The organism is Nitrospira sp., assembly GCA_029194675.1.
Lineage (GTDB): Bacteria > Nitrospirota > Nitrospiria > Nitrospirales > Nitrospiraceae > Nitrospira_D.
This window is the reverse complement of sequence record JARFXP010000003.1, coordinates 602064-623972: the sequence shown is the minus strand read 5'-3', so window position 1 is coordinate 623972 and position 21909 is coordinate 602064. Positions and strand designations below refer to the sequence as shown.

19 protein-coding genes are annotated in these 21909 nt (G+C 56.7%); 8 read left to right on the top strand and 11 right to left on the bottom strand.

The features are described from left to right. The first annotated feature begins 165 nt into the window (after positions 1 to 165). Together P0120_17865 and P0120_17860 are read left to right on the top strand one after the other, a co-directional pair. Positions 166 to 792: a response regulator transcription factor gene (locus P0120_17865; protein MDF0676179.1), complete on the top strand. Its 627-nt coding sequence runs from the start codon at positions 166 to 168 to the stop codon at positions 790 to 792. 148 nt (positions 793 to 940) lie between these two features. Next, complete coding sequence (locus P0120_17860; protein ID MDF0676178.1) at positions 941 to 1705, top strand: response regulator transcription factor; 765 nt, start codon at positions 941 to 943, stop codon at positions 1703 to 1705. Positions 1706 to 1711: 6 nt separating this feature from the next. Here P0120_17860 and P0120_17855 read toward each other — a convergent pair whose 3' ends face one another. From P0120_17855 to P0120_17835, 5 genes are all read right to left on the bottom strand, one after another. Continuing rightward, positions 1712 to 2287 (bottom strand): TIGR00645 family protein, encoded by a 576-nt coding sequence (locus P0120_17855; GenBank protein MDF0676177.1) that lies wholly within the window; start codon positions 2285 to 2287, stop codon positions 1712 to 1714. A gap of 208 nt (positions 2288 to 2495) precedes the next feature. Next, positions 2496 to 3230, bottom strand: coding sequence for a response regulator transcription factor (locus P0120_17850; protein MDF0676176.1), 735 nt, complete (start codon positions 3228 to 3230; stop codon positions 2496 to 2498). Further along, on the bottom strand, positions 3223 to 5877 hold the full coding sequence (locus tag P0120_17845) for a PAS domain S-box protein (GenBank protein ID MDF0676175.1): 2655 nt from the start codon (positions 5875 to 5877) through the stop codon (positions 3223 to 3225). The genes P0120_17850 and P0120_17845 overlap by 8 nt, the downstream gene beginning before the upstream one ends. 214 nt (positions 5878 to 6091) lie before the next feature. Beyond that, positions 6092 to 6772, bottom strand: coding sequence for a response regulator transcription factor (locus P0120_17840; protein ID MDF0676174.1), 681 nt, complete (start codon positions 6770 to 6772; stop codon positions 6092 to 6094). A gap of 9 nt (positions 6773 to 6781) precedes the next feature. Then, the gene (locus P0120_17835) at positions 6782 to 7585 is read right to left on the bottom strand and encodes an ATP-binding protein (protein ID MDF0676173.1); all 804 of its coding nucleotides are present in this window, start codon (positions 7583 to 7585) and stop codon (positions 6782 to 6784) included. Between the two features lie 671 nt (positions 7586 to 8256). Here P0120_17835 and P0120_17830 point away from each other — a divergent pair. Further along, positions 8257 to 9012: a GNAT family N-acetyltransferase gene (locus tag P0120_17830; GenBank protein ID MDF0676172.1), complete on the top strand. Its 756-nt coding sequence runs from the start codon at positions 8257 to 8259 to the stop codon at positions 9010 to 9012. Positions 9013 to 9066: 54 nt separating this feature from the next. Here P0120_17830 and P0120_17825 read toward each other — a convergent pair whose 3' ends face one another. After that, the gene (locus tag P0120_17825; GenBank protein MDF0676171.1) at positions 9067 to 9891 is read right to left on the bottom strand and encodes a LuxR C-terminal-related transcriptional regulator; all 825 of its coding nucleotides are present in this window, start codon (positions 9889 to 9891) and stop codon (positions 9067 to 9069) included. A gap of 234 nt (positions 9892 to 10125) precedes the next feature. On the opposite strand from P0120_17825, the gene P0120_17820 reads away from it, so the two are divergent. After that, complete coding sequence (locus P0120_17820) at positions 10126 to 11499, top strand: outer membrane protein transport protein (GenBank protein ID MDF0676170.1); 1374 nt, start codon at positions 10126 to 10128, stop codon at positions 11497 to 11499. A 24-nt stretch (positions 11500 to 11523) separates the two neighbouring features. Here the strand turns inward: P0120_17820 and uvrC are convergent, their stop codons facing one another. From uvrC to P0120_17800, 4 genes are all read right to left on the bottom strand, one after another. After that, on the bottom strand, positions 11524 to 13329 hold the full coding sequence (gene uvrC, locus P0120_17815) for an excinuclease ABC subunit UvrC (protein MDF0676169.1): 1806 nt from the start codon (positions 13327 to 13329) through the stop codon (positions 11524 to 11526). Between the two features lie 111 nt (positions 13330 to 13440). Further along, positions 13441 to 15414 carry a PAS domain S-box protein gene (locus tag P0120_17810; protein ID MDF0676168.1) on the bottom strand — a complete coding sequence of 658 codons (1974 nt, stop codon included), beginning with the start codon at positions 15412 to 15414 and terminating at the stop codon, positions 13441 to 13443. Positions 15415 to 15766: 352 nt separating this feature from the next. Further along, positions 15767 to 16636, bottom strand: coding sequence for a diaminopimelate epimerase (gene dapF / locus P0120_17805; protein ID MDF0676167.1), 870 nt, complete (start codon positions 16634 to 16636; stop codon positions 15767 to 15769). Between the two features lie 91 nt (positions 16637 to 16727). Continuing rightward, on the bottom strand, positions 16728 to 17945 hold the full coding sequence (locus tag P0120_17800; GenBank protein ID MDF0676166.1) for an FAD-dependent oxidoreductase: 1218 nt from the start codon (positions 17943 to 17945) through the stop codon (positions 16728 to 16730). Between the two features lie 329 nt (positions 17946 to 18274). Between P0120_17800 and P0120_17795 the strand changes: the two genes are divergently transcribed. Further along, a complete protein-coding gene (locus P0120_17795) occupies positions 18275 to 18526 on the top strand; it encodes a helix-turn-helix domain-containing protein (GenBank protein MDF0676165.1) in 252 nt (83 codons plus the stop codon). Then, positions 18526 to 19833, top strand: a complete 1308-nt coding sequence (locus P0120_17790) for a type II toxin-antitoxin system HipA family toxin (GenBank protein MDF0676164.1) — start codon at positions 18526 to 18528, stop codon at positions 19831 to 19833. Before P0120_17795 ends, P0120_17790 begins: the two co-directional genes overlap by 1 nt. On the opposite strand, the gene P0120_17785 is transcribed toward P0120_17790, so the two are convergent. After that, on the bottom strand, positions 19818 to 21047 hold the full coding sequence (locus P0120_17785) for an FAD-dependent oxidoreductase (GenBank protein ID MDF0676163.1): 1230 nt from the start codon (positions 21045 to 21047) through the stop codon (positions 19818 to 19820). The genes P0120_17790 and P0120_17785 overlap by 16 nt on opposite strands. Before the next feature lie 292 nt (positions 21048 to 21339). Between P0120_17785 and P0120_17780 the strand changes: the two genes are divergently transcribed. Together P0120_17780 and P0120_17775 are read left to right on the top strand one after the other, a co-directional pair. Then, positions 21340 to 21615: a type II toxin-antitoxin system prevent-host-death family antitoxin gene (locus P0120_17780; protein ID MDF0676162.1), complete on the top strand. Its 276-nt coding sequence runs from the start codon at positions 21340 to 21342 to the stop codon at positions 21613 to 21615. Then, on the top strand, positions 21612 to 21878 hold the full coding sequence (locus tag P0120_17775) for a type II toxin-antitoxin system RelE/ParE family toxin (protein MDF0676161.1): 267 nt from the start codon (positions 21612 to 21614) through the stop codon (positions 21876 to 21878). Before P0120_17780 ends, P0120_17775 begins: the two co-directional genes overlap by 4 nt. Positions 21879 to 21909 lie beyond the last annotated feature (31 nt).

The following is a 21909-nucleotide window of genomic DNA, read 5'->3' as shown; positions in this document are numbered from 1 at the left end:
GCGAAAGACCCACGCAGATCGATTCATAGTCCAGCAATGCGGTGCTGGTCATGGCTAGAGCTGCCGTGCCTGTAGGACGGCGACGGACATCCAGGTCAGTTCCTGTCTGCTAGATCTCGTTTGCTTGTACCAGTATGGTTTTGCGTAAGAGGCTCATGGCTGCCTATGCTTGTGCTACTCGTCGACGATCATCCACTTTTTCGCCAGGCCGTCAAGGACGTCATAGAGAGCCACTTCCCTTCGTCGGTGCTGTGGGAAGCGTCTACCGGGGAGGACGCTATTCGGATCGTGCTGGCGGAGCCCGTAGAGCTTGCGATTCTGGAGATCAGTCTTCCGGATATCAGTGGCTTGGCGGTGCTGAGGCGAATGAAACAGGTACGCCCTCCCCTCAGGTGTCTGGTGCTGACTATGCATGACAATGCCCAGTATGCGCGTCTCGCGATGGCCCACGGGGCTTCCGGTTATCTCACCAAAGGAGCGACCTCGGGGGAACTGTCCGATGCGATAGGGACCATTCTGTCCGGACGCCAGGTAGTGAGGCAACCGCTCCGTGAAATGATCGACCGTCGTTCGACGGGACTTGGTGCGACATGGCCTGACGAAGCCCTTTCTGTTCGTGAGATGGAAGTCTTATCTCTGTTCGCCAGGGGCTTGACGGTCTCACTGATCGCGAAACGATTGAAGCTGAGTGTCAAGACCGTGAGCACCTATCGGACCAAGTTACTCGAAAAGCTGCGCCTCGGGACGACCGCCGAGCTCATCCGCTACGCCGTCGTTCATCGGCTTGTGTGACAGCGAATCGGTTACTTCCATGGTTCCATGTAGGACAAAACACGATATCCAATTCCGATTCGAGCTGATATTTACGCGCACTGTTTCCTGATAGCCTCAAGACAGAATCGAGTCCGCGTGGCGGCTCGTCACATAGGAGGTTGTTTCGATGCGACAGAAGACGCAGAACCACAGACGAGAGCGACAGAACAAGAAGTGGATTCTCCCTGGCCCCTCAAGCATCACCACTTCTCCCTCGCGCCCGATCCGTGTTTTCATCGCCGATGGCTTCGAAGTCGTCAGAGCCGGGGTGCGGGCGCTGTTGGAAGGGGAACGAGACCTCACCGTAGTCGGTGAGGCCGACAATGCGGAGGACGTGTTTTCCGGATCGCGACGAACCAGGCCGGATGTGGTCTTGCTGGAATCCGGTCTCTCAGGCAGTTCGGAGTCCGAGTTCTACAAGACCCTCCTTAAATACCTTCCATCACTTCGGATCATCAGTTTGATGAGGGACGGTGACGCCGAGGCATTCCGCAAGGCAATCGAGGCTGGTGCACAAGGGTTTCTGCGTAAGAGCACCGGACGGATCGAGCTGGTTGAAGCGATTCGTACGGTCGCCAAGGGCGGCTCCTATCTCAGTTCGGATGAAGCCGATCAGACCTTCCACCTCTTGAGACGGCAGCAGGATACGAGGTGCGCCCGGTCCTCGTTGCATATCCTGTCACCGCAAGAACGGCGCATCATCGCGCTGATTGCGGAGGGAAACACCAATAAAGAGATCGCCGCCAAACTGGTGCTGTCGGATAAGACCGTGAAAAACTACATCGGAAACATGTTTGCCAAGTTGGAGATCGAGCGCCGCACCCAAGCGGCTACGCTGTACATGAAGGCACAGCAACATCAGCACTCGATGCGCGAGGAGATATCCGTGTAGAGTGCTTCAATGTTTTTTGTCCTTCTGCATGATCTTGTCGGTCCAGGCCAGTAAGATGGCAGAAGCTAAGAAGGTCATGTGAATAAAGATCTTCCACTTGATATGCTCAGGGTTCTCGTTTGCCACGTCGACGAAAGCTTTAAGAAGATGGATGCTGGAGATCCCTATCAGCGAGGCCGCGAGTTTGATCTTGATCGTCCCGGGGTCGACGTGGGTGAGCCAATCAGGCCGGTCCGGGTGTTGCTCCAAGTCCAGCTTGCTGACAAACGTCGCGTACCCGCCGATAACGACCATGGTCAGCAGATTGGCGACCATCGTGACGTCGATGAGTCCCAGGACTCCCAGCATGAACACCGTCTCCTCCATCTGGTGGACATGCGCCACCATGTGCCAGAGCTCGATGAGAAATTTGTAGGCGTAGAGTAGCTCCGCCACGATGAGTCCGGCATAGAGCGGAGCTTGAATCCATCGACTGGCAAAGACGATCGTCTCAAAAACCGCTTCGACTTGATTGCTGGCCGAGTGATGGGGCTTCGGTGATCTGTGGGCCTCTCGGGATTCGAGCGAATGCGAATCGGACATGAACACCTCCTCACAGTACAACGATGACATGCCGTCAATGACGAATCGACGGCGAGGCGTATCCTAGTCAGCGAGTTCAACGCTGTCAATTCAATGCATCGCCGCGTTTCCGGGTTCCGTGAGTGGCGTAGAGAGAGATCGCCATCTGGACGGATGGGGATTTGATCTGCGATCGGGCTGCGCCTTTCCTCGCGGTAACCGGTGAGCATCAACAAGAGTTGAGATGGGGAGTCGTCCTCTCGCGGTCAGGCTTGATCGGTTCAGCGAGTCTCGATGGGTAAAGTGACCCTGAGCCCTTAAAGCTTCCGGCATAGATGGCCGCAATCTGGGATCGGCGTCCGATATTCAGTTTTGAATAGACATTCGCAAGATAGTTCTTAACGGTCTTTGCGCTTAACCGCAGATCATGGGCGATCTCTTTGTTCGTCAGGCCCTTGGCCACCAACGGCAGAAGACGTTGCTCCTGTGGAGTAAGAAGAGAGCGTTTTGATTGCCCCGGCTCACTACACACATTACTCAGCCGTTCCAGTGTATGTTTCGTCAAGCGAGGGTCGATGAGAGCTTGACCAGAGGCTACAGTCCGAATGGCACGGATCAGAGCATCGGACGCAATGTCCTTCAGAATGTAGCCCTGAGCGCCGGAAAGAACGGCCTCGATCACAGTATGATCATCGGCAAAGCTCGTCAAAAACAATATGCGAGTTTTGGGACGCCTCGCGAGAATCTCGCGCGCGGCATCTACCCCACTGCCGTCGGGCAGTCGGATATCGAGCAATACGAGATCCGGTTTAAGGCGATAACAGAGTTGTTTCGCCTCTTCCATCCGCCCACCTTGACCCACAACCTTCATCCCGGTCGTCAAATTGAGGACCGCACAGAGTCCGATACGCACAACCTCATGATCGTCCACAAGGACGAGCCGAATGGGTCTGGGCTTATTCATACAGATGTCCCTTCTTCAGCGGAACATCGACCAGGACCGTGGTTCCCTTCCCCGGCGCGCTTTCCAGCGTAAAGACGGCGGAGATTTGCTTGGCTCGAGCAGCCATGTTGCCTAATCCATTACCGCCTCGACGTTTGCGCTTGGAGGAAAATCCGACCCCATTGTCGCCGACGATCAAATGGATCGTGTTATCCGCCAGACTGAGTTGAACCCACCGACGGGACGCGCGAGCATGACGAGTGCTGTTGCTAAGAGCTTCTCGTACGATGTTGAGTAACTGCTCTCCCAGCTTGGGGGTGATGAAGGACAGGACCGGGTTTGTGACGTCCAGTTCAGGTGCGGATTGGCCGGCGCCGGTCATCGAAACGATGAGCTGCCGGAGAGCCTGCCGAAAATCCGGCTCCCTGGTGGTGCTGTGCGTCAGCAAGGCAATGAACCGGCGAACATCGAGCATGAGGTTATTCAGTTGGTCAACGGCTTGAGTCATGTGGATTTTGGACCGCCGGGATGATTTGCCCAGCGACAACTTGCCGGCTTCCAGCTGCATACCGACCGCGTAGAGGGCTTGTAAAATATTGTCGTGCAGGTCTCGGCTCAAGCGCTCACGTTCCTCCATTGCCAGTTTGCGCTCAGTAATGTCCTGAACCGCGGCAAGAAGGAGCGGCCCGGCATGGCCTGATAACTCAACCCGAGTCGCTTTGACTGAGACCCAAATGATTTCACCGGACTTACGAATGTATCGCTTTTCGTAGGTATATTCCGATCGAATCCCGCGGAAAAATTCGTCCGTCAGCACGATGTTGGCGGAAAGATCTTCCGGGTGTGTATACAGTGCATAGGTACTGCCGATAAGTTCATGTTCTTCATATCCCGTCAGCTCACAAAAGGCTTTGTTGACGGTGACCATTCGCCAGTTTTCGTCGAGGATATTGAGCCCGACCGGGGCTTCGGCCACGAAGCGCTGAAGCCGACGCTCGCTTGCACGCAAGGCTTCTTCAGTGCGTCTTTGCTCGGTGATGTCTCGAAAACTCCAGACGCGGCCGACGATTTCACCATCGAGAATCTGTGGCCGAGAATAGCGCTCGAAGACCCGTCCGTCCTTGAAGTGAAGGACATCGAAGCTCTCTTGATTGGGATTCTCGTACAGCTCTCGAACCTTGTGCAGAAAAGCATCGGGATCTTGTAGTTGGTCCAAGACAAACGCCAGCAACGCCTCATCGTCTCGGCAGTCGGCCAGGGACTGCGGAATATGCCACAACTGTAGAAAGCGTTGGTTGGCGCTGGTCACCTTGCCCTGTCGGTCTATGACGAGCAGGCCGTCCGCGACCGAATTAATGGCGGCTTGAAGGAGCGAGTAAGAACGTTTGCGACCGGAGATGTCGCGCACGATGCACCCGACCGTGGCGCGATCGGCCCCACTCCCCGGAATAAGCGTCAGAATCCCTGAAAAATACCGTAACTCCCCACCCATCGACAAGGTATAGTCAACGGTCTCGGGTTCGCCTGTCGTAATGACGCGACGAATCGTTTCAAGATAGTGGGAACCAGTCTCTGGTCCAAAGATGTCGGTCAATCGCTTGCCGACCAAATCCTGCTTCGGCAACAGCAGTTTGTCATCATTGCGCGTCCACACATTGAGATATCGTCCGTTCTCATCGAATTCAAAGGCGAGGTCGTCCAAGGCGTCCAGAAATGAGCGGAGTCGGGCTTCGCTCTTGATCTTGGCTTCCTCGGCCCGCTTCAGGTCCGACCGGTCCACATAGATGCCGACGGCGCCCGAGACCTGTTTGAACTCATCGTAGATAAAAACGGGCCAGAGGAGGAGGTCGAGCATGACACCGTCTTTGCGTTGGCGTTTCAGCTCGATCGGGCCTGCCAGCTGCCCTCGCGTGCCTACTTGCCACAGTGTATCGGCGGCTGCCTCTTCGCCAGGCTGGATATAGGGGAGTTCGCACCCCAACACTTCCTCTTCCGACCAACCGAACAGGCGTGTCGCGGCTTGATTCCAGCTGGTCACGCGCGCGTTTTGATCGAGGCTGACGAGCGGAAGCGCTGATTCTCTGACGAGGGTACGGAGCAGCCTTGAGTTTTGTTTGAGCTGACCTTCCATCACCCTGCGCTCCGTGATGTCTTCGCAGACCACCAGAACGAGGATGTGGCCTGTCTGGTCATGAATTGCCCGCGCTCGTTCTCTGACCCACAGTCTGACTCCGTCCTTCCGGAGCTTTGGACCTTCCCATTGAAAGAGCTGGTAGGGACTGTCGGCACAGTCCCGCAGGTGTGCCAGCACGGTTTGTTGGTCATGTGAATCAAACAGTTTCACGATAGATTGGCCGATCAGATCTTCCTTCAGGTATCCAAGACGATCAGCTCCCAGGCGGTTTACGGATAGTACGGTGCCGTCGGTTGTGAGGGTAAAACACATGAAAGGGTTCTGTTCATAGAGCAACCGGTATTGCTGCTCGCTTGTCCTGAGCGCTGATTCAGCTTCTTGCCTCCGTTCGATTTCCTGCTTGAGTTCGCCGACGGCCCGTTCCAACGCTTTGCATGCCGAGATGTGTTCTGGGACACGGTTGCGTTCGGCGTCAGCCAACGTCTGTTGCAATTCGAAAACCTGGCGGCGGAGATCAGCAAGTTCGGTTGACATTGAGCTGTCGGTATCCAGCGGCACAGTCATAGAGAAGGGTCTAGGCGTTACACATGGGGAAGCTATAAGGGTTAGTCCGCTTCCCGTCACAGGTGAGTCTATCTTGGAGGGGTAGTATAGAACCAGCGGGTCTACCGATGCCAGAGGGGGGCGTCGCAGTCAGGAGGTGTTAGGAAGGCGGACGCACCAAGGGCACGAACAGGTTACAGAAGCGCTAAAAGGTTTGACCTCGCGCAGCACCTGGCACATGGGCCTCTTTCATGAACCAGGCGACGGCTTCCGTACGGCGCTTAACATGAAGTTTATCAAAGATATTGGCCAGGTAGTTTTTCACGGTTTTGTCGCTCAAGCGAAGATGGACGGCGATCTCCTTATTTGTTTTTCCTTCAGCCAGAAGGGGCAGGATCAAGCGCTCTTGTGGAGACAGTCGGGAAGTCCCATTGGAGGCCTCTCCAAGGTGTGAACTGGTCCGAATCCAGTGCAGAGCCTGCTGGGTGACTCGCGGGTCGAGATAACCATGGCCGCCCGCGACGGTACGAATGGCACGAATCAGGTCATCCATTCGGACATCCTTGAGGACGTATCCGTGGGCACCATTCTGGACTGCTGCCATCACTGTGGAATCTTCAGCGTAACTGGTGAGGACGAGAATCCGAAGTTTGGGTACAACGGCCAGAAGCCGTCGGCAGGCCTCGGTAACCGAAGCGTCAGGAAGCTTCACGTCGAGTAGCACCATGTGGGGGGTCAGACGTTCAACGAGCGCCACACCTGCCGCCACGGTTGCGGCTTCTCCGACGATCGCCATATCCGGTTCGAGATGAAGCAGGGCCCGTAGCCCTCTACGGACCATCTCATGGTCGTCAATGAGAACGATGCTGGTCTGTGACTGTTTCATACGGACACCTCATACGGACACTAGAAGGGGTTCCAAAGAAAACTCTGCGATGACTTGCGTACCCTCTCCGGCCCTGGACTGGAGCTTCAACGTCCCACCGAGTCGTTTCGCTCGAGCCTCCATATTGGCCAGCCCATATCCTCGTGGCTGTCCATCCGCCGTCGAAAATCCAATGCCGTCGTCAAGGATACTCACCCGAATTCTGGCTCCTCGCATGCGAAGCGAGACGACGATCTCGGTCGCGTGGGCATGGCGGACGCTGTTACTGAGGGCTTCCCGCACGATATTCAGAATCTCTCGCTCTTCCTCATTCGTGAGAACATCAATAGCGCTGCGTTGGAGATCCAGCTGTATGTGTAGTCGTCCTGTTTGCTCATAGGTCGCGCACAAAGCGACGAGCTCTGACGACAAGTCAAACGCCTGGACACTTCCCGATTCCAACTCTCGAATCATCCCACGGACCTCATGAATCAGTTGATTGAGCTGCAGGATTACCTGGTCGTCGGCCTCTGTTGCTTCCGCCGCTTGATTTCTCCGGGCCCGCTGATCCGCTCCAATGTTCAAGCCGATGGCATACAACGACTGCAGCACGCAGTCATGGAGATCTCGCCCGATACGGGTGCGATCTTCCAGGAGCGTGTTCAAGCGGCTTTCAGTCGCTTGTATCGCGGTCGTCAACTCGCCTGCACAAGGCTTTAACTGGTGCAGGTCCAGCGATGCTTCCGACGATCGGACCGACGGGGCAGCTGAACCTGCCGAGCTCGATCGAAGTTTACCGTGCAACAATTGAAATCGTGTCCTACCTTCTCTCATGCTTCCCTCCTTTGTTCCTGATCTTCATCTTCATATTCGAGCCTTACCAAGCTAAACCACCCAGATGCAGGTTGGATATTTAGTGCATCTCGGACCGGAAATCACCTGGCGGATCCGCCAGGGGGTGCCTGGCGGCGGTCGATAACTCATCGGTACATGACTCCAACCGGCGCAGACCCAAAGATTCCTTTAGAGGTGGAACAGACCGTGAGACAGAAAGTGCTGAGGTGGATCGAAGGTGACCGTCCAGCAATTGAACAATGATCTTGTCAGCTATCATGCCACCACCTGCCTTTCACTTCCTCTGTGTTTCTTCAAATAGACCCACTCGTTCGAAATTGAATGGACGGTACTTACGCCAAAGCGACAAGTAAAACACCTGGTGCCTCAACAAATGAAAGCCTAGTCATATAAGAGTGCGATACCCACATCATTCTGGTACTCCAGCGTTCCCCTTTCACGTTCTTATCTAAAAATCGACAGATTCAGGTCCGAATGGTCAGTACTTGTAGGCTAAATAGACTAGTAAAACACCTGGCTGACACGCCAGGTGACGTATTTCTACTGAGATGAAACTATCCGGACCCATCTGGCCAACCAATCCCGAATGACCCTATGTCCGCAAATAAATTGGGGTCTATATCGGGCCCTAACCTAAAAGGAGGCTCCACATGCAAGCCACGGCAATCGGAGAGGAAAGAGGAATTGCGTTCTGCGAAGGAGAGTTTTTCGTCAAGACGCTCGAAACAAAGGAGGAGATGACCCAGGCCTATCAGTTGCGGCATCGCGTATTCGCTGAACGGCTGAAGTGGGTACCTGAACAGCCAGACCGACTCGAAGCCGATGTGTACGATACGTGGAGTACTTCAATCGGAGTATTTGCAGACGAAACCAGATTGCTGGGATTGGTCCGCATGACCCATGCACCTGTCCCGTTCATGTTGGAGAGTGAATTCAGCGCCTGTCTTGTGGGTAGCCACCGTGTTCGGAAGGAAACTGATACGGCGGAAATTACCCGACTGGCCGTTGATCCAGCGATCGCGGATCGTGGCCTTTCGGCAAGGTTGATGAAAACAATCTTCAAGGGCATGTATCAATGGTGCCTGCTTCATGATGTCCGCTACACCTATATGGTGGTGGAACACAGGCTCTTGCGGGTGGTCCAGCGCATGGGATGGCCATGCCGGGCCATAGGGGAACCGGTAGCATTACCACCGGCCGAGGTTCTTTCTATCGGAGGGTTACTCGATCTGGACGAATTTCGCTTGCAAGCTTCAGCGTGTCGTCCCAGCATGCTCGATTGGCTCACAACAACGAATCCGGTCCCCAGCCCGGCACACCTATCGTCCCTAAGAAACGGCCAGGAAAGCGATATGGGAGAATATGCGGAATTGGCAGAAGATCGGCTTCTGGTACGCGCCGCCTAGCCGCTATCAGTGCACCGACAGCAGTAGTTGTAGGTACCCCGCAACTGCTGCGATTTATGCCTGGCTGGCGGTTGGCAACCCATGAAGGGCGGGTAGGCCGTGTTCGATGGCGGTCGCAACGGCCTGAGAGCGGGAGGTCACCTCTAGCTTGGAAAAGATGCTCTCGATGTGGAATCGTACGGTTCGTTCACTGACTCCGAGGATCTTGCCGATCTCCCAATTGGTCTTTCCGTTCTTCATCCAATTGAGAATCGTGACTTCTCGAGAAGAAAGCTCTTTGACGCATCGATTCGTTGCCGGCGCCGATTTCGGCGCGGTTCTGAGCAGAGCCATATGTATGTAATATCCGAGGTATTCGACAACTGGCATCACTCGTTTCGCATCAAGCGACTGCTCGCTGGCAAACGAACAGAAGGTAGCGACTCCACAGGCCTGATCGACGGAGCCTGTGGTGATGCCGTCATTCAGACCGAATCGACGCGCGGTGACGATAAACTCCTGCTCTTTTTCGGAGGACATGTTCTGATAGATCTCTTGCCAATGTTGCGTACCTGGTGATGTTAAGGCTGCCTTGAACACCGGGTCGACGTCGGCAAACCCATTTTTCCAGTACATGTAGAGCCAGTCATCCGGATAACTGGCGTTGACGACATTACTGAAACCGGCAAATGTTCGATTTGGTCCAAGACGAACGAGTCCCCCAAGGGCCCTTGTAAAGGAGAAATAATTCTGGGATCGAATAAGCACGTCCCGCAAGTCATCAGGAGTCTCAACCTGCATCACGAAATGAAGAATCTCCATGAAGTCCCGGCACTCAGCCTTGGAGAGCGTATCAAACGTCTTGTGCGGGAAGGGTAGTCTCGTTGGTGTATGAGACATCGGGAAGTCTCCAGAACTGACAGTACAAGTAAAACATACTACACGAGCAAGTCAAGAATCACAACAAATCTTACTAGGATCGTCCAATTTTTCGTCTAGAGCTGATCGCCTCTATACCTGAGACCTATACCACCATTACGCTTAACATCAAATGAAACGCATTGACGAGGATCACAGCCGGGCATTGTAGCCGTTCCTCAAGCGAGAGAAACGCTTTAGGAGAAGGTTCACATTGTGACGCATTCATCGTATCTCGGCAGAGGTATCGTCCTAGTCACTCTCTTGTCTTGTCTCATGAAGTCGACGGGTGCTGAAGCTCAGGCGCTTCGCTTTCAGCCTCAAGGGGCACGCGCCGCAGGACAGGGGAATGCCTTTGCGGCCCAGGCCGATGATCCATCAGCTATCCACTTCAACCCCGCCGGTTTGGCCCAAGTAGAAGGCATTCAAAGCCTGTTCGGCTCCACTGCGGTCGGTGGCTCTGTCGAATACCAGAGCCCCTCTGGCGTTGACAGTCGCGGTGATTTCAACGGCAGCGTGAACTGGCCCCCTCCCAGCCACTTTTATTTAAGCGCCAACCTCTCCCCTATCAGGTTGCCCATTCTTTCCTCCGTGACCGTCGGGATTGGGTTAACTTCTCCGTTCGGCTCAAATACGAGCTACCCGGTCGATGGTCCCCTCAACACGGCTGTGACCTCGGCTGCGCTGCCGCTGATCGATATCAAGCCAACCATCGCTTACAGGGTAACCAAGAATCTGTCGGTAGGTGTGGGCGCCGATATTTACACGTTTGCGAGTTTTTTGGGCGAAGGACATGTGGAGCAGAAACAGGTGAGCTCCGGAGCCTTGGGAATCCCAGCCGGAGCGTCTATCGAACTGAACGGGAACGGGACGGGCGCTGGCGTAAAAGCCAGCCTGCTCTATACGCCTGTGAGAAACGAGGCCGGTCGACCGCTCGTCTCCGTCGGATTCGTCTACCGCTCTCAGGCGGTGGTGCCCTTGAATGGATCTCTGTTGGTCAACGGAGCCAAGATCGCCGATGCCTCAACCGATCTTGTGCTCCCACAAATATTTACTGGAGCTGTGGCTGTTTGGCCGGTGCGTACGAGCGAACGAGAGTGGAAGGTGGAGCTTGATATCGAGTATGTGGGCTGGAGTTCAAATAAGAATCTTGATGTCCGCCTGTCGAACGGAGCAACGATTCCACAGCCTCAGGAGTGGAAGGATGTGCCGGTCATCGCACTGGGAACCGAGTACCGATGGCTGAATCCTGCCTGGCTGCCTTACTGGGAGATAGCCGTTCGGTCCGGTTATACGTACACGGATGATCCCGTTCCCGATCGGACCTTCAGTCCTGCCACCATTTCCCTGCCGGCTCATACCCTGTCTCTTGGCACCGGCTTTCTGTGCAAGGGCGCAGGGCGATTTCTGGGGATAATTCCCTGCAGCGGAGGATCAGCTCTTTGGCCGAAGGGCATCGGACTGGACCTAGCCTATCAGGAGTGGTTCTACGAATCACGCACGATTGTTGACAATCTGAATCCGACCGTCAACGGGACGTACCATGCGTTCGTGCATTTGGGAACCTTCAGTGTGCGCACTCTATTCTAGATGGCGGATCTGGGCTGATGAATGCTATTTATCAAGTGTTCGACGGAGATTTGAGACGGTCTTTGCAGTGAGTCCGGCTTCCCGTAGGGCTTCGTCGCTGGCCGAGGCCAGGTTGTCAAGACTGCCGAATTTCTCCAACAGCTGATTGCGCCGAATCTCACCGATTCCGATGACCTGATCCAGTTTGGAGCCGACCAGTGATTTGCCGCGCAGCTTGCGATGGAACGTGATCGCGAAACGATGGGCTTCGTCACGAATGCGTTGGAGTAGATGGGTGGAAGGAGATTGCGGCTTGAGCACGATCGGGTTCTTTCTTCCGGCCAGAAAGACACGCTCCTCCTTGTCACCGCGGGCCTTGGCCAGCCCAAGGATCGGTAGACCTTGGCGTCCGGCTTCTTTGAGCCCCTCCAGAGCGGCAGCCAGCTGGCCTAACCCGCCGTCGATGAGAATCAGATCCGGCTGAGCGAGGTTCTCCTCCCGCCCGTAGCGACGTGTGACGACCTCTTTCATACTTGCGAAGTCATTGGCCCCCGTCACCGTTTGGATTTTGAACCGCCGATAGTCCGCCTTCTTCATCTGTCCGTCTTCCCAGACGACCATCGAGGCCACTGATTGGTTCCCCATCGTATTAGAGATGTCGAACCCTTCAATCCGGCGAGGAGCGTGCACCAGACGCAGCAGCCGTTTCAGTTCCTCACCGGCTTGCCGGTCAAGTTCCTCGTCCCGCAAGTGATCGGCGACCGCCGCCGCTGCATTCTCTTCAGCTAAGAGGACGAGTTGATGCTTGGCGCCTCGCTCAGGCGAACGGACATGAACGGATTCGCCTCGCTTGTCGGAGAGCCATTGTTGAATCAGCGCGGCGTCCTCGATGTCGGTCGGGACGAGGACTTCTCTCGGTGGCTGCCCGTCCTTGTTGTAGAACTGCTCGATGGCGGAATGCACCAGCTCCTCGTCAGCCACCGCAGCCGACTGAGGCCAGAAGAAATCTTTCCGTCCGATCAGCAGGCCGCCGCGCACGAACAGAATCTGGAGGTCCACCGCCGAACCTTGTCTGGCTAAGCCGATCACGTCCTGATCGGTTGCCGAGGTCTGCGTGATCCGCTGCTTTTCCAGCATCCGTTCGATCTTGAAGAGGCGGTCACGCAGTCGGGCTGCCTCTTCGAACTCTTCCCGCTCCGCCGCCGCTTCCATGCGGGCACGGAGATCGTCCAGCAATTCGCGATCCCGGCCCTCCAGAAATTGGCGGACCTGTTTGACGATCTGATGGTACTCCTCCTTCGACTGATTGCCGGTGCAGGGCGCCATGCACCGCTTGATCTCAAATTCGATGCAGGCGCGGGCGGCGGTCCCGTCGATATCGATCGTACACGTGGCAAGGGGGAAGACATGTTTGATGACTTTCAACGTCTCCCGAAGTGCGTTCGCCGGTGTATAGGGGCCGTAGTACAACGCCCCGTCTTTTTGCACGCGGCGCACGATCGAGAGCCGGGGAAAATCTTCTTTGATGGGCAGCCGCACATAGGGGTACTGCTTGTCGTCCCGCAGCACGATGTTGAAGCGGGGTTTGTGCCGCTTGACCAGGTTGCTCTCAAGAATCAGTGCTTCGAGCTCGGATCGGGTCACCATCGTCTCTACGTCGGCGATGTGGCTGACGAGAAGACTGGTCTTGGGGTTGTGGTCCGCTCCCTTCTGGAAATAGGATCGGACGCGATCTGCGAGCACCGCGGCTTTTCCGATGTAAATGATCTCTCCTTGCTCGCTCTTGAAGAGGTAGACGCCGGGACTACCGGGCAGATGGGCGAGTTTGGATTGGAGAACGTCGAGCGTCATGCGTCAATCGTCAATCGAAAGGGCATCAAGAAACTCGTTCGCTCTTCTCCACGGTTGACGAACCCTTTTGCTGAACCGCGCGTCTGCCGGGAGCAAGTTGGCAGCGACCCATCATGATGAAGGCGGGTTGCGGGGGAGATCGAGCGCCACGCGCGTGCCGCGTCCCGGTCGCGAGATGATGGAGAGACGGCCTCCCAGTTTTTTCGCCCGCGCCTGCATCGTGGACAATCCCATGCCGACCCCTCGACGCTGGCTCACGCGAAAACCGACGCCGTCGTCGCGAATTTCCAGGCGAATCCCTTTGCGAGACCGGCCCAGCGTGACGGACCGGCGCGCGGCGTGCGCATGCCGCATGCTGTTGCTCAGCGCCTCCCTGACGAACTTCACCAGGTGGGCAGATTGCTCAGATGAGAACGAAGCGGCGACGGCAGGTTCGACCTGGATGGCGATGTCGCCGGCCTCCGTCGCAGCGAAGGCTCCCCTCAACGCCTGAAGCGTCTGGGTAATGTCCCAGGTATCCTCGGCGGGCATCGTCATGTGGGTGATGAAACCACGGACTTCCCGCACCAAGGCATTGAGCTGCATGATGGAGTCGTCCAGCTGCTCAAGCAGGACTCGCGTGGCGGGTTTCACACGTCGTTTCATCGCTTCCAACCCCAGCCCGATCGCATAGAGCGATTGCAGGATACCGTCGTGCAAATCGTGGCTGATCCGCTCGCGCTCCTCATACGATCGGCGCAGCGTCTCTTCGGCCTGCTTGCGCTCGAGTTCCGCCGCGGCGCGGGCGGCAAAGACCGCCATAATGGACAAGCCTTGGTCTCCGATCCGCAACGGTGCCTTCGTCACCACGCAGAGATGTCCGATCGGCACGCCTTGTGCGTCGCGCAGCACATGCCCAAGATACCCTTCCGCCTCCAGCTTGACCAGATCCTGATCGTCGGGAAACAGCGCGCAGACCCCCGTCAGATAACAGGCAGAGCCCTGTGCGAGTACGACTTCACAAGGAGTGCCGCGCGTGTCGTATTCGAAATTCCGTCCGGGGCCAGCGCCATGCCACACAGCGAGGGTGCGCAACCTGGTTCGTGACCCGCCGACCAGCTTGGTGACGAGAGAGAAGCGGGCATCCAGCGTTGCGGCGAGCTGCTGCACCAGGACCTGGAAAAACTCCTCGCCCGTCACGGAAGCCGTTCCCCTCACGATGCTTTCCAGCACCGCCTGCGCCTGCTTCTGTTCAGTGATGTCGATGCCGGAGCTGATGTAGCCGGCGAACCCGCCGTTCGGGAGCCGGCGAGGGGTGCCGCTATCGAGAATCCATCCATACTCGCCGTTCGCCTTGCGCAGGCGGTATTCCATCTGGAAGGGTTCCCGGCGATCGAAGGCCTCTTCGTAGGTTTTCAGACAGCGGGCAAGATCGTCCGGGTGCACGCCCTCGGCCCAGCCGTTGCCGAGTTCCTGCTCCAACGTCCGGCCCGTATAATCGAGCCAGCCCTGGTTGAAATAGGTACAGAGCTTGTCGGGACCTGCCACCCAGATCAGAACCTGCGCGGTATCCTCCATCATCCTGAACCGCGATTCGCTCTCACTCAGGGCTATCTTCGTCCGCTTGCGCTCAGTGATGTCCCGATAGCTCCAGACATGCCACGCGCAGGTCCCGTCCACCATGACGGGGGCATAATCCTGCACCAGCCATCGACCGTCTGCGAGTCGGATCTCTTCGCCATTGAGCGGCACCTGCCCGCCCACCACGCGCTCGATTTGGGACAGAAAGCGGGTCGGGTCCGCACAGAAAGCTTGGACCCGCTCGATGGCGGCCCGGCTGTCCAGGCCGATGAGGGAGTCGGGCTCGGAGATGTCGAACATCGCGCAGAATGTTTCGTTGATGAAGGTAATCCGCCGCGCGGCGTTTTCGAAGAGGAGGGCCGATTCCAGCATATGGGACAGCGCCGTGAAGTGTGCCAGCGAGGTTACCGGTTTGGTCTCCTTGCTCTTCTGCGTCAGCAGCTCTCGTTGGAGCTCAAGGACGGAGCAGCGTAGCTGTTGGAGTTCGGTGGAGAGGTCTTGTGCGGAGTCGAGCGGATCGTCCATCTTCCCCTCGTCGCGCGGTGGTGGGATTTCAGATGGCTCGATTATTCCTTCGACCAGGATAGACGGGCCTATTATACGCGCTCACAACGGGCAAACCTAGCCCGGATAATTATGACCGCTTCTGCTGCAAACGCGAAGACGCTGTGGCAACGGGCGTGCTCGCCGCTCAGTCGGTCAACATACTGTTTCAAGTATGACTCCCTCCGTCGTAGCTGCGCTTGCCCGTCTCACGACGCGTCTTCGCGTTTTCGCGACGAACCGTTATGAGCAATGCGGGCTAGCGTGCGACAGAGCTCAAAGATCGCGCATCCGGATCGCCGCCCTGTGGGCCATAACCTGCACATCGTCGGCTCTACTTGAGCCCGCGCACGAACGAGGGGCTCAGCGCGCCTCGCGCGACTTCGGCCACCGGCCCTTTCATGGTGAGGCTGAAGTCTGGAGCCACATCGATATTCAGAACCCCACCCGGCATCTTCACGGTGACGGGGCTCCTCACGAGTCCTAGGCGTACCGCGGCGCTGGCAGCAGCGCAGGATGAAGAGCCAGAGGCCTGCGTCTCGCCTGCGCCACGCTCCCAAATCAGAATGGAGATTTCCTTAGGTCCGGTTGGAACAGCCAGCTGCACGTTCGTCCGTTTAGGAAACAGCTCGTGGTTTTCTAGGGCCGGCCCCAACGCCACGAGTTCTTCCCGGGACCAGGATTCTCCGGCGGGCTTGAAGACGATACAATGGGGATTGCCGACGCTCACGCCGGTAAAAGTCAGGGCTCGTCCGGCTGCTTCGATCGGCTGCTGAATCAACTCGGGCACGTCAAGTGAACAGGGGAGAGCATCCGGTTTGAACGTGGCGATCCCCATCTCAACGGTTGCCGCGCTCGCATCCCCGAGCCGATCGAGGTGCAGGTCGATTGTGACGAGGCCACCCCTGGTCTCGACTGTGAAATGCTTCTTCTTCGTTTTACCGGTCGCGTGGAGATAGCGCGCAAAGATTCTGAGGCCGTTCCCCGATTTTTCCGCCTCGCTGCCATCCGGGTTGAAAATGCGCAGTCCGAAATCGGCCTTCTTAGAGGGGACCAAGGCTAAAATCCCGTCACTGCCTACTCCCCAGTTGCGGTTGCAAATAGTTTTGATGTTCTTGGCAGTCAATTTAACGGTCATTTCCTTGGGATCCACTACTAAATAGTCATTGCCGAGCCCATGTCCTCGAAAAAAACCGTTCTTCATGCCAAGCTCCTTTGGTGTCTCATCGTTCGTGCCGCGTGAAGCGGGGGAACAATACTGTGGGGATACGGAATCGTCAATGGGCGAAGATGATTCAGTACACCGCCGTCCGTACATGCTCAGGTCGGACTCCAAGCCCGATCATCCTGGCGGGGATACGGCGTAGAAAGGGGAACCGTGCCAGAAGCCGGACGGCACAAGGAGGCGGCAGCGGACCCTTGCTATCCAACACAGGCCTGATGACACGGTTCTGGATAATGAGCTGGGCCCGTTGAGTCAGCTGAGTAGGCCACACACGGCGGGCCTGCACCTTGGCCAAATCCGCCTCGGTCACTCTCCCTTCACGCAATGGTTGCCATAACAGATTAGCCGCCGCCACCGCATCCTGAATCGCCAGGTTGATTCCGACTCCCCCGACCGGCGACATGGCGTGAGCCGCATCTCCGATACAGAGCAGCCCAGGCTTATACCACTGCCGCAACCGATCGACTTGTACGGTCAGCAGTTTGATCGGTTCCCAGTCTTGTAGCTCGTGTACGCGGTCTGCGGCAAACGGGGCCAACTTCGCCACACTGTCGCGGAACAGCGGGAGGCCTTGCGCTCGAATTTCGCCCAGTGTTCCCTTGGCAATGACGAAGCCGCACTGCCAGTAGTCACCTCGGTTCAACATGATGAAGATCCGGCCGGCATCGAAACGGCCCATCGGATCGACCGGGTCCTCGGGATTGCGTGACAGTCGGAACCAGAGCACATCCATCGGAGCACCGAATTCTTCTACAGAAAGCCCCGCTCTCTTGCGGACAACAGAGTATCGGCCGTCGGCCCCCACAACGAGCGAGGCCCGAACGTTCAGCGGCCCCTTCGGCGTTTCAGCGCGAAGCCCTACGACTGAACCTCCGGTCTCGATCACATCCGTCACTTCCGCACTCATTCGGACGTGAATACTTGGATACCCGCTCCCCACCTCCACGAGAAAGTTGAGAAAGTCCCACTGTGGCATGAAGGCCACGTAACGGCATTGGGTCGGCAGATGAGAGAAATCCGCCACCGTGAATTCCAGATCTCCGAACCGCGCGTTGATCCGCATCACCTTTTGGTGAGGCAATCGCAGGAATCGTTCGAGTAGGCCCAACTCGTGCATGATTTCCAACGTTGAGGGGTGCAAGGTGTCGCCGCGAAAATCCCTGAGAAAATCCGCGTGCTTTTCCAGGACAACCACCGAGACGCCGGCCCGGGCCAGCAGGAGCCCCAGCATCATCCCGGCAGGACCTCCTCCGGCAATGCAACACTGGACCGACAGGGTTTCAGGCATCAGATCTCCGACCATAAGTGAAGAAAGCGGATAGCGGGGATTATAAGCTGAAAATTCCTTTCCCTGCTTCATCTGCCTGGAAGAGATTCTCGACGAGTCGGAAGTTCGACTATCGGAAGAACTGGGGATATAGCTTGCAGCTGCGTCGTCCTCGCTGTCGCACCAGCCTTTTAGGTTTCCTGCCCTGTCACATTGTATATGCCGTCGAACTCACCGGAACCCCCGAAGCGTTGAACTTATCGCCTTTGGTTCATAAATAGGACATATGCGTTAATCGCTATATTGTCATGATATCGTGAATGGCGCATAATGCGCACAACGGAGGAGTTATGGGTGATCTTGCACGAGATCCGAGACAGATAGGAAATCTGATCAGGCGTATCAGGAAGAAACAGGGACTCAGTCAAACGCAACTGGGAGAAAAGGCCGGTCTTCGGCAGGAGACAATCTCTCTGATCGAGACGGGGAATCCATCGACGACGATGGAAACCATCCTCAGCGTGCTGGCTGCGCTCGAATTGGAATTCCAAATTGCGCCGCGATCCAAAGGCCGGGCGGCCGATATTGAGGAGATTTTCTGATGGCACGCCGCCGCACCCATGCGCCGTTGCGCGTGCTGCTGAACAACCGGCTGGTCGGTCGGCTCAGCAAATCGTCCACCGGCGCGATCGATTTTCAGTATGACGCTCATTGGTTGGAGTGGGAGCACGCGCTACCAGTCTCGTTGTCGCTTCCATTGCGGGAGGATGCCTATAGAGGAGAGGTTGTCGGGGCGGTGTTCGAGAATCTCTTGCCGGATTCCGACGTGCTGAGGCGGCTTGTCGCCGAAAGAGTAGGAGCGGCTGGAACGGATTTCTATAGCCTGCTCGCGGCCATTGGTCGGGATTGCGTCGGCGCGTTGCAATTCACGGGGATCGATGATGCCGATGAGGGTGACACAGCCACGATCAAGGGAGAAACCATTACTGATACCGCGATTGAAAAACTGCTCCGTGGCCTTTCGCAGGCCCCACTGGGGTTGAGCCGCGATGAGGCGTTCAGGATTTCTGTGGCCGGGGCACAGGAAAAAACCGCACTGCTGCGGCATAAAGGCCGGTGGTGGAAGCCGACAGGTACTACACCGACCACGCATATCATCAAGAAACAGATTGGGCGTCTACCCAACGGCCTCGACCTATCGGACAGTGTCGAGAACGAGTTTTACTGCCTGAAACTGGGAGAAGCCTTCGGCTTGCCGGTGAACAAGGCGGAGATGCACACATTTGGGGACAGCCGAGCGTTGGTCATCGAGCGATTCGACCGGCGGTGGACGAAAGACAAACGACTCTTGCGCTTGCCACAGGAGGATTGTTGTCAGGCATTGTCCGTTCCGCCAACCAGAAAATATCAAAGCGAGGGAGGACCTGGACTGGTCCGGATTCTGGACTTGTTGAAAGGGAGCGATCAGCCGGCAGTAGACCGGATCACCGTCTTGAAGGCACAGATATTTTTCTGGCTGATTGGCGCAACAGACGGGCACGCGAAGAATTTCAGCATCTTTCTCAGCCCAGGGGGCCGCTATCACCTGACGCCGCTCTATGATGTCCTGACCGCGCAGCCGAGCTTCGATGGGCGACAGATCGACCGTAGACACATGAGGCTCTCCATGTCGGTCGGCACGAATCGCCATTATCGGATCGGCGAGATCCGGGGTCGACATTTCGTCCAGACAGGGAAAGCGACGGGCCTGGCGGAATCGGTGGTGCTGGCTGTGATCGAAGAAATGGTGGAGACTGCGCCGCACGCGCTTCAAAAAGTTGAGAGCGTGTTGCCGGAGAATTTCCCAACAGTTCTTCATGCATCAGTCAGTAGGGGTGTGATGGGGCGCTTGGATCAGCTTAAGGGATAGCCGACCGGCGTTCGTACACGCTCAGGCCGGACGCCAAGGCCAATCAGCCTAGCAGGGACACGCCGAAGGAAGGGAAACCGCGCAAGGAGCCGGACGGCCCAAGGAGCTGGCAGCGTACCCTTGCTATCCAGCACATGTCTGATGACGCGATTCTGGATGATGAGTTGGGCCTGTTGAGTCAGCTGAGTAGGCCACACACGGCGGGCCTGCACCTTGGCCAAATCCGCCTCGGTCATTCGCCCTTCACGCAACGGTTGGTCCAGCAGATTAGCCGCCGCCACCGCATCCTGAATCGCCAGGTTGATTCCGACTCCCCCGACCGGCGACATGGCGTGAGCCGCATCTCCGATACAGAGCAGCCCAGGCTTATACCACTGCCGCAACCGATCGACTTGTACGGTCAGCAGTTTGATCGGTTCCCAGTCTTGTAGCTCGTGTACGCGGTCTGCGGCAAACGGGGCCAACTTCGCCACACTGTCGCGGAACAGCGGGAGGCCTTGCGCTCGAATTTCGCCCAGTGTTCCCTTGGCAATGACGAAGCCGCACTGCCAGTAGTCACCTCGGTTCAACATGATGAAGATCCGGCCGGCATCGAAACGGCCCATCGGATCGACCGGGTCCTCGGGATTGCGTGACAGTCGGAACCAGAGCACATCCATCGGAGCACCGAATTCTTCTACAGAAAGCCCCGCTCTCTTGCGGACAACAGAGTATCGGCCGTCGGCCCCCACAACGAGCGAGGCCCGAACGTTCAGCGGCCCCTTCGGCGTTTCAGCGCGAAGCCCTACGACTGAACCTCCGGTCTCGATCACATCCGTCACTTCCGCACTCATTCGGACGTGAATACTTGGATACCCGCTCCCCACCTCCACGAGAAAGTTGAGAAAGTCCCACTGTGGCATGAAGGCCACGTAACGGCATTGGGTCGGCAGATGAGAGAAATCCGCCACCGTGAATTCCAGATCTCCGAACCGCGCGTTGATCCGCATCACCTTTTGGTGAGGCAATCGCAGGAATCGTTCGAGTAGGCCCAACTCGTGCATGATTTCCAACGTTGAGGGGTGCAAGGTGTCGCCGCGAAAATCCCTGAGAAAATCCGCGTGCTTTTCCAGGACAACCACCGAGACGCCGGCCCGGGCCAGCAGGAGCCCCAGCATCATCCCGGCCGGCCCTCCTCCGGCAATGCAACACTGGACCGACAGGGTTTCAGGCATCACAGCTCCGATAGATATGGAGAAAGCGGATCGCGAAGCATTATATGCAAAAGCTGGATCGTCGGCGACCTATGGTCGGGCCGTCGGGATGGTAGTGGCATCACAAACCGGACCATGACGGCTTGAAATAGAACAACTCTCGCCTCCTTGTACGAGGGCGTCCGAGATGAGGTCTCCTGGGACATATTCTTTACAATCCAGTATCTGCCTTCTCCATAGCCCACACGTCCTTGACTTCGTTAGGGTGAGACTTTACCATGTGGTCACACTTGTAACCACAGAAGAGGAACTCGTGAAATTTACCAACGTGCGGGAACTCAAGACCAAGACTTCCGAAATGCTCAGAACCGTCGAGCGAGGCAATACGGTCCTCGTGACCACGCACGGGCGGCCGACTGCGATGCTGGTTCCTGTGACCGAAGACGACATCGAGGATGCCTTGCTGGCCTATAGTCCAAAGCTTCGCAAGAAGATCGAAGAAGGCCTCAGAGATATCCGTGCGGGCCGAACGATGGCGTTGTCCGACTACAAGGTGAAGCGGATTAGGAAAAAGGTCCGGCGCGCGTGACCTTCCAGGTCTTTCTTTCCGAACAGGCCCAACGAGACCTCGACAGTTTCCCTGACAAGATCGTGAATCAGATTCTCACCGACTGCGCCCGTCTTGCCGGTAATCCCATCCCCGACGGAAAACGCATCAAGAAGTTGCAAGGCTTTAAGGAAGTGCTCTACCGATTGAGGGCCGGTGATTATCGAGTCGTGTTCAAGCGGTCCGGGATCCGCATCGATATCGCACGCATCCTCAGCAAGCCGGATTTTCAGAAAACCTACTGAACCGCACGGAAGGTGTGTGCGATTCCACTAC

Bases quoted from the DNA above. Each gene is read 5' to 3' on its own strand.
- P0120_17865 (MDF0676179.1), top strand. From the start codon at position 166: ATGCTTGTGCTACTCGTCGACGATCATCCACTTTTTCGCCAGGCCGTC.
- P0120_17860 (MDF0676178.1), top strand. From the start codon at position 941: ATGCGACAGAAGACGCAGAACCACAGACGAGAGCGACAGAACAAGAAG.
- P0120_17855 (MDF0676177.1), bottom strand. From the start codon at position 2,287: ATGTCCGATTCGCATTCGCTCGAATCCCGAGAGGCCCACAGATCACCG.
- P0120_17850 (MDF0676176.1), bottom strand. From the start codon at position 3,230: ATGAATAAGCCCAGACCCATTCGGCTCGTCCTTGTGGACGATCATGAG.
- P0120_17845 (MDF0676175.1), bottom strand. From the start codon at position 5,877: ATGTCAACCGAACTTGCTGATCTCCGCCGCCAGGTTTTCGAATTGCAA.
- P0120_17840 (MDF0676174.1), bottom strand. From the start codon at position 6,772: ATGAAACAGTCACAGACCAGCATCGTTCTCATTGACGACCATGAGATG.
- P0120_17835 (MDF0676173.1), bottom strand. From the start codon at position 7,585: ATGAGAGAAGGTAGGACACGATTTCAATTGTTGCACGGTAAACTTCGA.
- P0120_17830 (MDF0676172.1), top strand. From the start codon at position 8,257: ATGCAAGCCACGGCAATCGGAGAGGAAAGAGGAATTGCGTTCTGCGAA.
- P0120_17825 (MDF0676171.1), bottom strand. From the start codon at position 9,891: ATGTCTCATACACCAACGAGACTACCCTTCCCGCACAAGACGTTTGAT.
- uvrC (MDF0676169.1), bottom strand. From the start codon at position 13,329: ATGACGCTCGACGTTCTCCAATCCAAACTCGCCCATCTGCCCGGTAGT.
- P0120_17810 (MDF0676168.1), bottom strand. From the start codon at position 15,414: ATGGACGATCCGCTCGACTCCGCACAAGACCTCTCCACCGAACTCCAA.
- dapF (MDF0676167.1), bottom strand. From the start codon at position 16,636: ATGAAGAACGGTTTTTTTCGAGGACATGGGCTCGGCAATGACTATTTA.
- P0120_17800 (MDF0676166.1), bottom strand. From the start codon at position 17,945: ATGCCTGAAACCCTGTCGGTCCAGTGTTGCATTGCCGGAGGAGGTCCT.
- P0120_17795 (MDF0676165.1), top strand. From the start codon at position 18,275: ATGGGTGATCTTGCACGAGATCCGAGACAGATAGGAAATCTGATCAGG.
- P0120_17790 (MDF0676164.1), top strand. From the start codon at position 18,526: ATGGCACGCCGCCGCACCCATGCGCCGTTGCGCGTGCTGCTGAACAAC.
- P0120_17785 (MDF0676163.1), bottom strand. From the start codon at position 21,047: ATGCCTGAAACCCTGTCGGTCCAGTGTTGCATTGCCGGAGGAGGGCCG.